The organism is Pseudomonas sp. DR 5-09 (genome assembly GCF_001655595.1).
Taxonomy (GTDB): Bacteria; Pseudomonadota; Gammaproteobacteria; order Pseudomonadales; family Pseudomonadaceae; genus Aquipseudomonas; species Aquipseudomonas pharyngis.
Genome location: NZ_CP011566.1, coordinates 4,964,773 through 4,979,909, shown reverse-complemented (window position 1 = coordinate 4,979,909; position 15,137 = coordinate 4,964,773). Strand labels below are relative to the sequence as shown.

Below are 15,137 nucleotides of genomic sequence, written 5' to 3'. Positions count from 1 at the left end.
GTTTAGTAATCGATAGGGTCGCGGATGATCGGGCAAGTCATGCAGTGGCCGCCGCCGCGGCCACGACCGAGTTCGCCGGCGCTGATGGTGATGACCTCCACCCCCGCCTTGCGCAGCAGTGTGTTGGTGTAGGTGTTGCGGTCGTAGCCGATGACCACGCCCGGTTCCACGGCCACCACGTTGTTGCCGTCATCCCATTGCTCGCGTTCGGCGGCGAAGCTGTTGCCGCCGGTTTCGACGACGCGCAGTTTCGGCAGGTTGAGGGCTTTGGCCACGACGTCGAGGAACGTGCCTTCTTCGCGACGGATGTCGATGCCGCCCTGCTTGCTTTCGTCAGGGCGCAGGGTGAAGGCGACGATCTGGTTGACCACTTCCGGGAAGATCGTGACCAGGTCGCGGTCGCAGAAGCTGAACACGGTATCCAGGTGCATCGCTGCACGGGACTTCGGCAGTCCGGCGACGATGACTTTTTCCACGGCCTTGTTCTTGAACAGGTTCAGTGCCAGTTGGCCGATGGCCTGACGGGATGAACGCTCGCCCATACCGATCAGCACCACGCCGTTGCCGATCGGCATCACGTCGCCGCCTTCGAGGGTCGAGCTGCCGTGATCCTTGTCCGGGTCGCCGTACCAGATTTCGAAATCGGCGTTGGTGAATTGCGGATGGAATTTGTAGATGGCGGTGGTCAGCAGGGTTTCCTGACGACGCGCCGGCCAGTACATCGGGTTCAGCGTCACGCCACCGTAAATCCAGCAGGTGGTGTCGCGGGTGAACTGAGTGTTCGGCAGCGGCGGCAGAATGAAGCTGGAGTGGCCGAGGAAGTCGCGGAACATCTGGATGGTCTTGCCACCGAAGCTGTCCGGCAGGTCATCGGCGGACACGCCGCCAATCAGGAATTCGGCGATGTGTCGCGGCTCCAGGCTTTTCAGCCAGGATTTGACTTCGTTGATCAGGCCCAGGCCCACCGAATCGGCAGTGACCTTGCGTTCGAGGATCCAGTCCAGCGCTTCAGGGATGGCGACGATGTCGGTCAGCAGGTTGTGCATTTCCAGCACGTCGATCCCGCGCTCGCGCATCTTGGTGACGAAGTCGAAGTGGTCGCGCTTGGCCTGGGCGACCCACAGCACGTCGTCGAACAGCAGTTCATCGCAGTTGTTCGGGGTCAGCCGCTGATGGGCCAGACCTGGGGAGCAAACCATGACTTTGCGCAGTTTGCCGGCTTCGGAATGGACGCCGTACTTGACTTTTTCCGTGGTCATTTCAGTGATCCTCCAGAGAGAAAACGTTGGGCAATTACAGAGTCAGGAAGCCGTCATACAGTCCGTAGGCGGCCACGAGGGCGCCCACGACCACTGCGGCGAAAATCAGCTTCTCGACGTTGGTGAAAACCGGTTGTTTGAGTTCGAGCTTGGCCTTGGCGAACAGGATCGCGCCGGGGGCATAGAGCAGTGCCGACAGCAGCAGGTACTTCACGCCACCGGCGTAGAGCAGCCACACCGCGTAGATCAGGGCGATGGCGCCGATGATCAGGTCCTTGCGCCGTTCGGCCGCGAAGCCTTCGTAGCTTTCGCCGCGCACTGCCAGGAGCAGGGCGTAGGCCGCCGACCACAGGTACGGCACCAGAATCATCGATGTGGCGAGGTAGATCAGCGACAGGTAAGTGCTGGCCGAGAACAGGGTGATGATCAGGAACAGCTGCACCATCGCGTTGGTCAGCCACAGGGCGTTGACCGGCACGTGGTTGGCGTTCTCCTTGCGCAGGAACTCCGGCATGGTGTGGTCCTTGGCGGCGGCGAACATGATCTCCGCACACAGCAGCACCCACGACAGCAGCGCCCCCAGCAGCGAGATGATCAGACCGACGCTGATCAGCACCGCGCCCCAGTGACCGACCACATGCTCCAGCACGGCGGCCATCGACGGGTTCTGCAGTTTGGCCAGTTCCGGCTGGGTCATGATGCCCAGCGACAACACGTTCACCAGCACCAGGAACAGCAGCACGGTGATGAAACCGATCACGGTCGCCTTGCCGACGTCCGAACGTTTTTCCGCCCGGGCCGAGAAGATGCTCGCGCCTTCGATGCCGATGAACACCCACACGGTGACCAGCATCATGTTGCGCACCTGGTTCATCACGCTGCCCAGATCCGGGTTTTTCACGCCCCAGATGTCAGCGGTGAAGATGTCCAGTTTGAAGGCGAAGATCGCGATCAGCACGAACAGCAGCAGCGGCACGACCTTGGCGACGGTGGTCACCAGGTTGATGAACGCCGCCTCCTTGATCCCGCGCAGCACCAGAAAGTGCACGCCCCACAACAGCACAGAGGCGCCGATCACAGCAGCAACGGTGTTGCCTTCCCCAAAAACCGGAAAGAAATACCCGAGGGTGCTGAACAGCAGAACGAAGTAACCGACGTTGCCCAGCCAGGCACTGATCCAATAACCCCAGGCCGAGGAAAAACCCATGTAATCGCCGAAACCGGCCTTGGCGTAGGCGTAGACACCGCCGTCCAGGTCAGGCTTGCGATTGGCGAGGGTTTGAAAGACGAAAGCGAGGGTGAGCATGCCGACAGCGGTGATGACCCAGCCAATCAGAACCGCGCCGACGTCGGCACTGGCGGCCATGTTTTGTGGCAAAGAGAATATCCCGCCACCGATCATTGAGCCGACTACCAATGCAACCAGTGCACCTAGTCGTAGTTTTCCGGGAGCTTCAGACATTGCATGACTCCATTGCAGGAGAGAAGAGTTCACAGCGTAGTTCTGTTAGCTATTCAAACAGCTGACTTAGATCAGTGCATGTTCACATTCCATTGTTAATGAATGACTTATGAAACGTCTGATGGCATAAGGCTTCTGCCTGTGAGGCCTGTCCTAGAGGCTTTCGGCATATGTAGTTGGGAACTTTTCCTATTACTTTCGAGTTATCACGCTAGTCCGTTTTCAAGGTTTGGCAAATTTTTCACCTCTGTTTTCAGTACAGAATCGAATTATCAGGATTCGCACACAAAACTGCCTATCCGTGCTAGGCATTAGTGCCATCCGCTATATATAAAAGGCGTTGATTGGCGTTATTCAATAAACGTACTTACGCTCTAACCGTTTGGTTAATACCGGTTACATCACCATGGGCGGCCAATGCCGACCTCGGGAACCTGGAGACGCTGGAATGTCGCAACCGACGCAAAAGCTGCGCCTTGGCGCACTGATCGCCCTGGTGGTGGGTTCGATGATTGGCGGGGGGATATTTTCCCTGCCGCAGAACATGGCAGCCCGGGCCGATGCCGGCGCCATCCTGATCGGCTGGGGCATCACGGCGATCGGCATGCTCACCCTGGCCTTCGTGTTCCAGACCCTGGCCAATCGCAAACCGGAACTGGACTCCGGCGTGTATGCCTACGCCAAGGCCGGGTTCGGCGACTACATGGGCTTTTCTTCGGCGTGGGGTTACTGGATCAGTGCCTGGCTGGGCAACGTCGGGTATTTCGTGTTGCTGTTCAGCACCCTCGGTTACTTCTTTCCGGTGTTCGGCCAGGGCAACACGCCGATCGCCATCGGTTGCGCCTCGGTGTTGCTGTGGGCCGTGCATTTTCTGGTGATGCGCGGGATCAAGGAGGCGGCGCTGATCAATCAGTTGACCACCGTGGCCAAGATCATTCCGTTGATCATGTTCGTGGTCATTGCCGCCGTGGCGTTCAAGGCCGAGATTTTTACCCGCGACATCTGGGGCCGGAGCAACCCGAATTTCGGCGGCGTGATGGATCAGGTGCGCAACATGATGCTGGTCACCGTGTTCGTGTTCATCGGTATCGAAGGCGCCAGCGTTTACTCGGCCCGGGCGGAGAAGCGCACGGATGTGGGCCGCGCCACGGTGATTGGTTTTATCGGTGTGCTGGCGCTGCTGGTGCTGGTCAATGTGTTGTCGCTGGGGATCATGAGTCAGCCGGAACTGGCGACCTTGCAGAACCCGTCACTGGCCGCGGTGCTGGAACACATCGTCGGGCCATGGGGCGCGTTGCTGATCAGCGTGGGCCTGGCCATTTCGTTGCTCGGTGCGTTGCTGTCGTGGGCGCTGTTGTGCGCGGAGATCCTGTTCGCCACCGCCAAGGACAATACGATGCCGGCGTTCCTGAAAAAGGAAAACGCCAACCATGTGCCGGTCAACGCGTTGTGGCTGACCAACGTGATGATCCAGATTTTCCTGCTGATTACGCTGTTTTCCGCCGGCACCTATACCAGTCTGATTTACCTCGCCTCGTCGATGATTCTGGTGCCGTACCTGTGGTCGGCAGCCTATGCGGTGCTGTTGAGCGGGCGGGGAGAAACCTATGAACATGCCTCTGCCGAACGCACCAAGGATCTGCTGATCGGCGGCATCGCGCTGTGTTACGCGGTGTGGCTGTTATATGCCGGTGGGGTGAAATACCTGCTGTTGTCGGCGCTGTTGTATGCGCCGGGGGTGATCCTGTTCGCCAAGGCCAAGCATGAGCAGGGCGAGCCGCTGTTCACCACGCTCGAGAAGGGGATTTTCACCTGCGTGATCGCCGGGGCCGGGCTTGCGGCGTATGGGTTGTACAGCGGCGTGTTGTCTCTGTGAGGTTACGGCTCGACTATCAGGGATCTTGCGACTGGCCGGCGCTGCTCGGGTTTCTCGCGGCCCGCGCGGTGGCGGGAATGGAGACGGTGGTTGATGGTATGTATTCGCGCAGCATCGGGTTGAACGGGGTGCAGGGCACGGTTTCGGTCTGGCCCGGCGACGCTGATGCGCTGGAGGTGGAGCTGGATTTCCCGGATCCGTCGGCGGTTCCCGAGATTGTTGTGCGCTTGCGACGGATGTTTGATCTGGATGCGGATCTACCCAGGATGCAGCGGCATCTGGCGGTAGATCCGCTGCTGGCGCGGCTGATCGCCGAGCGCCCGGGGTTGCGGGTGCCGGGGGCGTGGGATGGTCTGGAACTGGCGTTTCGCGCGGTGCTGGGGCAACAGATCACCGTGGTCGCGGCGATTCGGCTGGCGGGGAAACTGGTGGCGCAGTATGGCGAGCCTTTGCGTTCTGCAGTGCCGGGCCTGACTCACGTCTTTCCTCAGGCAAAGGTTTTGGCGAACGCTGATTTGGCGGCGCTGGGCATGCCGAAAAGTCGCGGGCGCACTTTGTCCGGGGTGGCGCAGGCGTCATTGGACGATCCGCTGCTGTTTGCCTCCGGGACGGCGCGGTTGCTGGCGCTGCAAGGGATTGGCGACTGGACGGCGCAGTACATTGCCCTGCGGCAGTTGCGGGACATGGACGGGTTTCCGACCGGGGATGTGGGATTGCTGCGGGCGCTGGAGGTGCAGGAAGGGGAACGGATGACGGCGCGGGAGTTGTCTGGTCGGGCTGAGGCCTGGCGGCCGTTTCGGGGGTATGCGGCGCAGGTGTTGTGGGCGTCTTTGAGTCGATTCGACTGAGATTTTGGTGTACGGCTTGAGATCGCTGCCCTCACCCTAACCCTCTCCCGGAGGGAGAGGGTTAGGGTGAGGGCGGGATATTCAGAAAATACACCGACTTGAACGTTATGCACCGAATCCAAAATCGACTCGATCTCTCAGGTCGATGCATGGCGCCAGACAACTCGGTCGGCTCCCTCTCCCCCCGGGAGAGGGCTGGGGTGAGGGCAGCGATCTCAAACCATGCACAAATCTCAAAACCACTGCGGACGATGCGACCCCAACTCAGTCGCCGGCAAAGCCCACTGCAACGGCGCTCCAGCAATACGCAGCGGCGTTTGAAGCCGACGTGCCGGCCCCCATGGCGTGTGTTCCATCTGCAAGCTCTGGTCCTTTGCCTCCTCCGGACGCAACGCTTCGTCAGTCCCGGCCCCATGCTCAACCAACAACTTCGCCGTCCGCGCCAGCGACAACCGCGCCGATCCACCTCGACCACTGCGTAACCGTTCAGCCAGCAACCGAATCACACTCGCCGCCATCAGATACCCCGTCGCATGATCCAGCGCCTGCACCGGCAGCGGTGTCGGTTTGTCCGCTTGCTTCCAGCGCTGCCCGGCCTCGGCGATTCCGCTGCTCATCTGCACCAGGCTGTCGAAGCCGCGCCGGTTCTGCCACGGGCCGCTCCAGCCGTAGGCGTTGAGGCAGACGTCGATCAGCCCCGGTGCCAGTTGCCGGCGGCGCTCGACGCCGAAGCCGAAATGTTCAAGGGCGTCGGCGCGATAACCGTGCAGAAGAATGTCGGCATCCTTGAGCAAACCTTCAAACACTGCGCGATCTGCCAGCTCATGCAGATCCAGCCGCGCACAACGTTTGCCGAGAGTCACTTCCGGCACCACGCCGGGTTCGTTCCAGGTCGGCGGGTCGATGCGCAGGACGTTGGCGCCCAGCCCTGCGAGGAAGCGGCTGGCGGTCGGGCCGGCCAGTACGCGGGTCAGATCAAGCACCTTGAGCCCCGCCAATGGCTGCGCCACCGAGCCTTGCCAGGGTTGATGACTTTCTTCTTTCCCGTCACTGAAATGCACCAAGGGCTCGGCATTCACCGCCAACCCTTGGGGATGTTTTTGCCACTGTTCCCAACTGCGCATTTCAGCCGCACAACCCTTGGCCTCGACCACCGCTTGCTCCAGATCGGCACTGGCCCATTGCGCGACTTTTGCTGCCATGGCCGCGCGGTCGGCACAGGCGCCGAGCACGCTTTCAGCGGCGGCGCGGTGATGCGGGGCGTTGGTGTGCAGGCGGATCCAGCCGTCTTTGGTTGCGTAGTCGCCGGCCACCGGATCCCACAGCGGCGGCACTTCCCAGCCGATCGGCCGCAGCGAGGTGGCGAACCAGAAAGAGGCGAGGCGGCGGTCGACTTCAACTTCGGGCAAGTGGCCGGTTTGCTGCTGAAGGAGTTCGGCGACCGCTTTCCCGGCAGCGGCAATGCTCGCGCAGGCCAGGTCGGTGACGGCAAACGCCGAGGGCAGGGCGCCCTCGCCGGTGAACGGAATCGGCATGCGGGACAAGCCGAGCGCGGCTTGAATGGACGTGAGCAGATCAGTCATCGAAGGCCCTCCGGAAGAGGGCCTGATCATAGTGCAAAAGAATATCGAGTTAGATGAAAACCCTGATTTCCCTAGTCAACACAAATCCCTGTGGGAGCTTGCCTGCAAGCGATAGCGGAGTGTCTGCCGATAGATGTATCGACTGATCCACCGCCATCGCTTGCAGGCAAGCTCCCACAAGAGATGACAGTGATGTTCTAGACGCGGAACTGATCCATCAATTTCATCTGCTGGCTGGCCAATGCATTGAGCTGGCTGCTGATCGCCGCCGATTCGGTGGCCTGTTCGGTCAGGGTTTCGGTGACGGTGCGGATCGCCGAGACGTTGCGGTTGACCTCTTCGGCCACTGCGCTTTGCTGTTCGGCGGCGCTGGCGATTTGCAGGTTCATGTCGCTGATCACGGTGACCGCGTCGCTGATCTTGCCGAGGGCGTCCACGGCCTGGCGGATCTGACCGGCGTTGTTGTGGGCCTGGGTCTGGCTCGAGTGCATGGTCGCGACCACGCCACGGGTGCCGGTCTGGATGCGTTCGATGACCACGCGGATTTCTTCCACCGAATCCTGGGTGCGCTTGGCGAGGTTGCGGACCTCATCGGCCACCACCGCAAAACCACGACCGCTTTCACCGGCACGGGCCGCTTCGATCGCGGCGTTCAGCGCCAGCAGGTTGGTCTGCTCGGCAATGCTGCGGATCACCTCCAGCACCGAACCGATCTGCTCGCTGTTGACCGCCAGCTCTTCGACCTCGGTCACCGCTCTGCTGACTTCATCGGCCAGTTGATTGATGTCACGGGTGCTGCGCTCGATGATCGACATGCCGTCCTTGGCCGACTGGTCGGCGCCTTTCGCGGCGTTGGCAGCGTTCGAGGCGCTGTTGGCCACGTCGTGGGCGGTGGCGCTCATTTCGTTGGAGGCGGTGGCCACCTGATCGATCTCGCGGAATTGCACCTGCATGCCTTCACTGGTCTGGCGGGCGATTTCCGACGATTGATCGGCGGTGCCGCGAGCCTCGGTGATGCTCTGTTTGATCTGGGCGATGGTCGGTTGCAGCTTGTCGAGGAAGCGGTTGAACCAGTTCACCAGTTCGCCCAGTTCATCCTGCTTGGTGTAGTTCAGGCGCTGAGTCAGGTCGCCTTCGCCGCTGGCGATGTTCTTCAGCATCTCGGCGACGCTGTTGATCGGACGGGTCACGCCGGAGGCGGTGAGCCAGATCAGCAGCAGACCGATCAGGCCGGCGATCACTGCAACTGCGAGGGCGGTAATGGTGCCGGTTTCCTGCGCGTCGTCGAGCACTGCCTGGAGCTTGACCGAGTCGGCCAGCAGCACTTGTTTCGGCAGGTCGATGACCACACCCCAGGCCTTGGAGTCGGCAATCGGGTTGACCGGATACACGGCGCGGATCAGGTCGCCCCGTTCGAGAATCTTCGGTGTGCCGGCACTCAGCAGTTGCAGCACGTCCTTGCCCTCGACGCCGAGGGTGTCGCCGATGCTCTTGCCGACCTTGCCGGCATCCGCGCTGTAGGCACCGAGCACGCCGCTGCCGGAGACGATCAGCATGTGCCCGGCGCTGTTGAACAGGTCACGCTGAGAGTCCACGGCCGCCGCTTGCAGGGCGTCGAGGGCAATGTCGACACCGACCACGCCGATGGCCTTGCCGTCCACCAGCAGGGGCACGGAAATGGTGGTCATGAGCATTTCCTTGCCGCCCACGGTGTCGGCGTAAGGATCAAGCAGACAGGTACGTTTGTTGTCGCGAGGGCAGGTGTACCAGCTGTTGTAAGGCGTGCCGCTGACGCTGAGGGTGGTCTTGTTCATGTCGTCTTCGACCATGATCGTGTTCAGCGACGGACCCGCAGCACGGCTCCAGTAACTGGCGAAGCGTCCCGCCTCGTTGGACTGACGCGCGGCATCGTTGGCGAATTCGCTGTCCTTGCCGTCCAGTCCGTTGGGTTCGAACGCCAGCCAGATGCCAAGCACCTTGCTGTTGCGCTCGAAGGCGGTTTTCAGGCTCAGGTTCAACTCTTCACGCAGGGCGCCGGCGTCCAGCGAACGCTTGGCGGCCATCACTCGCATGTCCTTGATCTGGTCCGCCAGGGCGGTGATCACCAACAGACTTTCGCCGAAGGTTTTCTGCACCCGCACCGCTTGCTCGGCGGCCTTGGCCTGCAGCAGGTCCTGCACGCTGGCGGTGAGCATCTTGCTGCTGGAAGCACTGACCAGTTCGTCGTTCTGGTTGGTCTGGTAAATGTTGATGCCAACGATCAGCGCGACCACACCGAGCAGGCACAGGCCGGACAGCAGGACGATTTTCAGGCGGATGGACAGGGAGTCGAACATGGGACGTTCTCGCGAATGGATGAGCTGTTGGCTAAGGGGCAGGAAGGTGCCCGGTTCGCCAAATCCATTCAGCGCCATTCAATGCTCATCGGCGCGAGGCGCAGAGGCATGAATTACCAGCCGACGAGCGGTCGCGGCTAAACGTTTGCGCGGGTAAATACCCTGAAAACAAGGGAAAAATCAGGAAATCTTCGGCAACGCTTCCGGTCGCGACCAGATCCACAGATTGCCCAGGGTCATCCCGGCAATCGCCAGATAAATCGGCCAGCCGTGATCGAGCATCACCAGCATCAGCGTGGCGCACAGCAGCATGCTGGCCGTGGCGCTGACCTTGGCCTTGCGGGCGATGATCTTGCCGTTGCGCCAGTTGCTCAGGATCGGCCCGAACAGTCGATGGTTTTCCAGCCAGGCACTCAGGCGCGGCGAACTGCGGGTCGCGGCCCAGGCGGCGAGCAGGATGAACTCGGTGGTCGGCAGGCCGGGCACGACGATGGCGACCAGGCCGATGCCGAGGCTGACATAGGCGAGCAGACCGAACAGCAGGCGGGCGAGTCGGGAGGCGGCGGGTTGGGGCATGGGCTCGAAGTGCGTGAGGCGAAACGGGGATTCTACAGACTTGCTCGGTTCCCATGTGGGAGCGAGCCTGCTCGCGATGGCGGTATATCAGTCGACATCTGAATTGAATGTCAGGCCGCAATCGCTAGCAGGCTAGCTCCCACAATGGGCAGTCGGTGTGGCTTCAGGCCGGCTCGGCTTCTGTGGCGTAAGCCTGTTCCAGCAGCACGGTGAAGCGGTTGAACGCATCAATCGCGCCTTGCTCCACTTCCGCTTCTTCTTCAGCACTGAATTGCAGCGAATCGAGGGTGCGCACGAAGCTTTTCCAGCCTTCTGCACGACCGCCTTCAGGTTCGCCCAGGTGACGGGCGCCGAAGGTTTCGCTCAGGTCCAGCGCGACAGCGCGTTTGATCAGGAACGCGGCGCCGAGCTTGGAGCCCTCGGAGACGAAGATCCAGCCCAGGGCGCGGGCCTTGCTCGGATTCTTCACGGCGCCGGCGACTGGCGCAGGCACTTCGGTGTCGAGGTCGGCGAGGTCGGCCCTGGCAGCTTCGGCGCGGCAGCGGGCCGGCAGGTCGGGGACGATGGCGGTCAGTTCGGCATCGTTGTACAGCGAGACCAGTTCCGACTGGAACAGGTACTGCGCGACCACGAAACGGGCGAAATTGGCGCGGTTCTCGAACGGCGCATGGGCCTTGACCAGGGCATCGAGCTTGCTGTGCGGCTCGTGGGTGATCTGGTTCAGGCGTTGCGAACGCAGGGCTTTTTCCGGGGTGCTCATGAGATGTCCTTGAAAAGAAGAGGCGCTTGATAACGAGACGTACGGGCAAGCGCCGGACAGTAAAAAACCTCACGACGCGGCAATGCATGCGCGCCGTGAGGTCATCCGGATCAGATATCCCAGACCAGGTTGATCGCGAAGTTGCGACCCGGCTGGGTCAGGCGATCAAGGTTGGCCGGTTGTGTCACCGAAGCTTCGCCGACGCTGTCGTAACCGCGCACGTCATCCCACAGCCAGTATTTCTTGTCGGTCAGGTTGTAGATGCCGCCGCTGACGGTGACGTCGTCGGTGACTTTGTAATAACCGGCCAGATCGAGAATGCCGAAGCCCGGAGTCTTGAACTGACTGCTGACGCCGTCAGGCGACTTGAAGTTGCTGTCGTCGACGCGGTCCTTTTTCTTGACCACGGTCCAGCTCAGCAGGCCGCCGTAGTTGTCCTGGTCGTAACCGAGGCCGAACACGCCGGTCAGCGGATTGACGCTGTTGAGCGGCTCGCCGTTGTCGTTGTTGCGTCCGTAGGCGTAGGCAATCGAGCCTTGGGTGTACAGGCCTTGCGGCGCGCCGAAGGAATCGAGATTCAGGCGACCTTTGACTTCGGCACCCTTGATGGTGGCGTGCTTGATGTTGCTCGACTGGAAGGTCAGCTCGTCGTAGCCAGGGGTGACGGCGTCTTCGTTGATGAAGTCGCGGTACTTGTTATAGAACACCGCCACGTCGAACGAGCCTTGCTCGAAGTTGCCGCGCAGGCCGGTTTCATAGCTTTTGCTTTTTTCCGGCTCCAGGTCCGGGTTCGGTGCCACGTTATAGCCGGTGGTGCTGTTCTCGAAGCGGCCATACAGCGCTTTCGCGGTCGGGGTGCGGAAGCCTTCGGCGTACTGACCGTACCAAGTGTAGTTCTCGGTCAGGGCGTAGGTCAGGCCGAATTTCGGCGAGACTTTGTGCCAGGTCTTGTTCGAATCACTGACCGTGCCATTGCCGTCGGCGGCCACGGTGTTGAGGAATTCCTGGGTGATGTGCGGCTTGAGCTGGGTGTAGTCGTAGCGCAGGCCCGGCAGGAAGGTCCAGTTGTTCCAGCTGATCTGATCCTGGGCGAACAGGCTGTAGGTGTTGATGGTCGGGTCCGGGAAGTCGCTGGATTTTTTCAGCACGTCAGCCGCGCTGGTGGCGCCGATGGCGGTGCAGCCGCGACCGACCGCCAGGCACTTGCCGTCGCCGCTGCGCGAGCCAGTGACTTTCTGCTGCTTGATGGTGGTGCCGTAAGTCAGCACATGATCGGTGTCACCGATGGCGAATGCCTTGTCCAGTTGCGCGTCGAAGACCCACTGTTTCTCTTCGTAAATCGTGTCGCGGGTGCGCAGCACTTTGCGGGTGATCGGGTAGTAGAACTCGTCGGTGCTCTGATCGGTCTTGGCGGTCTGGTGGTTGAGGCTCCACTTCACGTTGTCCGCCAGCAGGCTGTTCAACTCGAAGCTGTGCTCCAGGCCGAAACGCTCGCGGGTGATGGTGTCGTTGCCGGTACGCCACTGGTACATGCCGCCGGGCAGCACGCTGTCCGGGATCGTCGGAGCACCGTTGAAGTACGGGCCGCCGTAAGCACTTTTCTGATCGGTGTCGCGATCATCCTTGTACTTTTCGTAGGTCAGGCCCAGGCGCGAACCTTCGTTGTAGTTCCAGCCGATCTTGGCCAGCACGTTGGTCGCTTTCACGTCTTCCGGGTTGGCGGCGGTGCGCTCCAGGCCTGTGCCGTTGTTGCTGCCGTAGGAATCGGTTTCGTGACCGTCGCGCTGGCTGTAGTGCAGCAAGCCGTCGAACTGGTCGGTGCGACCGGCGACGGTGGCGGATTTCAGCCAGCTCTCGTCGGCGGAGCTGTAGCCGGTTTTCAGGCGGGCACCGACGTCTTTGCCGGGCTTGATGATGTCGTCCGGGTCGAGGGTGTAGTAGCTCACGGCGCCGCCGATGGCGTTGCTGCCGTACAGCACTGAGGCCGGGCCACGGAGGATTTCGACGCGTTTGACGATTTCCGGGTCAACGTAGTTGCGCTGGGTCTTGGCGTAGGGGCCGTTGAAGAAACCGTCCGGCACTTCGACGCCGTCGACCTGAGTCAGAATCCGGTCGCCGTCGATGCCGCGAATGTTGTAGCCGCTGATCCCGCCACGCTGGCCGGCGCCGCCGACGGAGACGCCCGGCTCGTAGCGCACCAGATCCTTGATGGTGTTGACGTTGTTGCGGTCCAGATCCTGACGGGTCTGCACGGAGACGGTGGCCGGCACGCTGCTCACCGACTGTTCCTGACGGGTGGCGCTGATGGTCACCTGATCAAGATTGAGTGCGCCGCCGCTGGCGCGTTTTTCCAGCACGACGTTGTTGTTGCTCAGTTTGCGGAAGCTCAGGTTGGTCCCCACCAACAGGCGCTCCAGGGCTTTTTCCGGTGGCAGCGAACCGCGCACGCCCGGCGACGACACGTCCTGACCCAGTTGCGCCGGCAAACCGACCTGCCAGCCCGTGACGGCGGTGAACGCATTGAGCGCCGACACCAGCGGCTGCTGGCCGATGGCGAACGAGTAGTCGCCCATGTTGCGCGCCGGCTGTTCGGTGGCGGCCATCAGCGGCGCGGTGCCGGCCATCAGGATGGCGGCGGTCAGCAGCGACAGCATGCGGGAAGGGGAAGAAGTCTGGCGGGTAAGGCGAGAGGACATCGATAGCGCTCCGTGTCGCACGAATCTTTATAGGTACTGATTGATCTCGCGAGATGCGAATCAATTGCATTGGCTATAACGAGACGAACGAGCTTCGGCTATCGAGTAAAAATAATTCTCATTTAGTTCAGGATCACCAGCGCCGGGAATTCCCGAAGCCTGGCCGAGGTGATATGAGCGAGCGAACGCACCACATCCAGCGGCTGGTCGAGACGGTAGTTGCCAGTGACGGCGACGTCGGCCAACTGCTCGTTGGTGTTGATGATGAAGCCCGGATAGTAACGGCGCAGTTCGGCCAGCACCTGGTTCAGCGGGCAGTTTTCGAAGATCAGCCGACCCTGCACCCACGCCAGATCGGTGGCGGCGTCGACCTTGGCCGGGCGGTCGAAACCGTTCGGGCCGATGCGGATGCTTTCCCCGGCGGACAGCCGCACCCGCGCATCGTCACGGGTCGCGCGCAGATCGACATCGCCGCGCTGCACCCGCACCTGCGCCACGCCGTCCAGATAACGCACGGCAAACGCGGTGTCGCGTACGCTGGCTTTCACGGGCCCGGCGTCGATTTCCAGCGGCTGGCTGCGGCTGGCCGGGATCTCGAAAAACGCTTCGCCCTGATACAACCGCGCGACTCGCTGCTGATCATTGATCGTGCTGGAGAACGCGGAATTGGTGTTGAGCAGGACTTTTGAGCCGTCCTCGAGCTGCAGGCGCTGACGTTCGCCGACCACGGTCAGGTGATCGGCCTGCAATCGCATCGGCAGGTTGCTGAAACTGAACAGCCCGAGCAGCAGCACGGCGGCGGTGGCCAGCGGCTTCCAGTGCGGGCGCAAACGAGTGAGGACGGTGACTTTCTTCGGTTTGGCCGCGAGGTTCTGTGCGCACTGGGCGATCTGCGGGCCGTCCCAGATTGCCTGGGCCTTGGCGAACGCCTCGGCATTCAACGGGTCGGCCGCCAGCCAGGCGTGAAATTGCCGGGTCTGCTCCTCGTCCGGACTGCCGAGCACGATGAGCCAGTCCAGAGCCTGGTCCATTGCGCTTGCAGCGTCCTGCGCCGATGAAGGCGAAGGGGAGCGGTGGATGTCCGTCACGGTGTTTCCTCGGCAGTGTCTGTGCACGGCTGTTTTTTTAGTGAAGCGTAAAAGTCGGGCAAGGGTAACAAAGCCCGATGATCAGTGCAGTCGATCCTGAGGTTTACAGAAAAGCCCTACGGCATCAGTCGTTGTTCAAGCGTTCGGCGACACCGATGCAGATGGTCATGATCAGTTTGAGTTCTTTCTGCACCGTGCTGAGAGAGACGCTCAGTTCTTCGGCGATTTCCTGATAGCTGTGCCCGTGCAGGCGGCTGAGGATGAAGATTTGCTGTTGGCGGGGGCTGAGTTCACCGAGGCTCACGTTCAGGCGCTCCAGCAATTGTTCGGCGTGGGCGGCGTCTTCGGCGCTGCTGGCGGGGGCGGCGACGCTGTGCACCACGTCTTGCGGCACGTCGTCGACCATGGTGCGCGAATGAATCTTGCGCGCACGCAAATGGTCCAGCGCCAGGTTGCGCGCGGTCTGGAAGACAAAGGGTTCAAGGTGATCGATGGCCCGTTCGCTCAGCGCCCGGGTGACGCGCAGGTAGGTTTCCTGCAACAGGTCTTCGGCGGTGCTGTGGTTGTTGACCATCCGTTCCAGAGTCCGCAGCAGCGACGTGCGTTGGGCGAGGAACACGTGATTGAAGTGTGATTGACTCACGGGAAGACCT

The 15,137-nt window shown here is 61.6% G+C and carries 11 protein-coding genes and 1 pseudogene; 2 read left to right on the top strand and 10 right to left on the bottom strand.

Translation table 11 applies throughout. The features are described from left to right. Positions 1-2: 2 nt before the first annotated feature. Together arcA and arcD (PDR5_RS22340) are read right to left on the bottom strand one after the other, a co-directional pair. The gene (gene arcA / locus PDR5_RS22345) at positions 3-1,259 is read right to left on the bottom strand and encodes an arginine deiminase (protein WP_064598972.1); all 1,257 of its coding nucleotides are present in this window, start codon (positions 1,257-1,259) and stop codon (positions 3-5) included. Positions 1,260-1,293: 34 nt separating this feature from the next. Further along, positions 1,294-2,721, bottom strand: a complete 1,428-nt coding sequence (gene arcD, locus PDR5_RS22340; RefSeq protein ID WP_064598970.1) for an arginine-ornithine antiporter — start codon at positions 2,719-2,721, stop codon at positions 1,294-1,296. Positions 2,722-3,169: 448 nt separating this feature from the next. Between arcD (PDR5_RS22340) and arcD (PDR5_RS22335) the strand changes: the two genes are divergently transcribed. Together arcD (PDR5_RS22335) and PDR5_RS22330 are read left to right on the top strand one after the other, a co-directional pair. Next, on the top strand, positions 3,170-4,597 hold the full coding sequence (arcD, locus tag PDR5_RS22335) for an arginine-ornithine antiporter (RefSeq protein WP_064598968.1): 1,428 nt from the start codon (positions 3,170-3,172) through the stop codon (positions 4,595-4,597). Then, the gene (locus PDR5_RS22330) at positions 4,594-5,445 is read left to right on the top strand and encodes a DNA-3-methyladenine glycosylase family protein (RefSeq protein ID WP_064598966.1); all 852 of its coding nucleotides are present in this window, start codon (positions 4,594-4,596) and stop codon (positions 5,443-5,445) included. Before arcD (PDR5_RS22335) ends, PDR5_RS22330 begins: the two co-directional genes overlap by 4 nt. Positions 5,446-5,678: 233 nt before the next feature. Here PDR5_RS22330 and PDR5_RS22325 read toward each other — a convergent pair whose 3' ends face one another. The 8 genes and pseudogenes from PDR5_RS22325 to PDR5_RS22295 form a co-directional block, all read right to left on the bottom strand. Continuing rightward, on the bottom strand, positions 5,679-7,028 hold the full coding sequence (locus PDR5_RS22325) for a CoA transferase (protein WP_064598964.1): 1,350 nt from the start codon (positions 7,026-7,028) through the stop codon (positions 5,679-5,681). Between the two features lie 197 nt (positions 7,029-7,225). Then, positions 7,226-7,981 (bottom strand): methyl-accepting chemotaxis protein, encoded by a 756-nt coding sequence (locus PDR5_RS30580; protein WP_408980490.1) that lies wholly within the window; start codon positions 7,979-7,981, stop codon positions 7,226-7,228. A 102-nt stretch (positions 7,982-8,083) separates the two neighbouring features. Then, positions 8,084-9,091: pseudogene (locus PDR5_RS30575) on the bottom strand (PDC sensor domain-containing protein); the annotation flags it as partial. A gap of 453 nt (positions 9,092-9,544) precedes the next feature. After that, positions 9,545-9,940: a YbaN family protein gene (locus PDR5_RS22315; protein WP_064598963.1), complete on the bottom strand. Its 396-nt coding sequence runs from the start codon at positions 9,938-9,940 to the stop codon at positions 9,545-9,547. A 163-nt stretch (positions 9,941-10,103) separates the two neighbouring features. Next, complete coding sequence (locus PDR5_RS22310; protein WP_064598961.1) at positions 10,104-10,700, bottom strand: biliverdin-producing heme oxygenase; 597 nt, start codon at positions 10,698-10,700, stop codon at positions 10,104-10,106. Between the two features lie 110 nt (positions 10,701-10,810). Next, positions 10,811-13,396 carry a TonB-dependent receptor gene (locus PDR5_RS22305; RefSeq protein ID WP_064598959.1) on the bottom strand — a complete coding sequence of 862 codons (2,586 nt, stop codon included), beginning with the start codon at positions 13,394-13,396 and terminating at the stop codon, positions 10,811-10,813. A gap of 122 nt (positions 13,397-13,518) precedes the next feature. Beyond that, positions 13,519-14,484: a FecR family protein gene (locus PDR5_RS22300; RefSeq protein ID WP_064598957.1), complete on the bottom strand. Its 966-nt coding sequence runs from the start codon at positions 14,482-14,484 to the stop codon at positions 13,519-13,521. Positions 14,485-14,608: 124 nt separating this feature from the next. Continuing rightward, positions 14,609-15,127, bottom strand: a complete 519-nt coding sequence (locus PDR5_RS22295; RefSeq protein WP_064598955.1) for an RNA polymerase sigma factor — start codon at positions 15,125-15,127, stop codon at positions 14,609-14,611. Between the last annotated feature and the right edge of the window lie 10 nt (positions 15,128-15,137).

Bases quoted from the DNA above. Each gene is read 5' to 3' on its own strand.
- arcA (WP_064598972.1), bottom strand. From the start codon at position 1,259: ATGACCACGGAAAAAGTCAAGTACGGCGTCCATTCCGAAGCCGGCAAA.
- arcD (WP_064598970.1), bottom strand. From the start codon at position 2,721: ATGTCTGAAGCTCCCGGAAAACTACGACTAGGTGCACTGGTTGCATTG.
- arcD (WP_064598968.1), top strand. From the start codon at position 3,170: ATGTCGCAACCGACGCAAAAGCTGCGCCTTGGCGCACTGATCGCCCTG.
- PDR5_RS22325 (WP_064598964.1), bottom strand. From the start codon at position 7,028: ATGACTGATCTGCTCACGTCCATTCAAGCCGCGCTCGGCTTGTCCCGC.
- PDR5_RS30580 (WP_408980490.1), bottom strand. From the start codon at position 7,981: ATGCAGGTGCAATTCCGCGAGATCGATCAGGTGGCCACCGCCTCCAAC.
- PDR5_RS22315 (WP_064598963.1), bottom strand. From the start codon at position 9,940: ATGCCCCAACCCGCCGCCTCCCGACTCGCCCGCCTGCTGTTCGGTCTG.
- PDR5_RS22310 (WP_064598961.1), bottom strand. From the start codon at position 10,700: ATGAGCACCCCGGAAAAAGCCCTGCGTTCGCAACGCCTGAACCAGATC.
- PDR5_RS22305 (WP_064598959.1), bottom strand. From the start codon at position 13,396: ATGTCCTCTCGCCTTACCCGCCAGACTTCTTCCCCTTCCCGCATGCTG.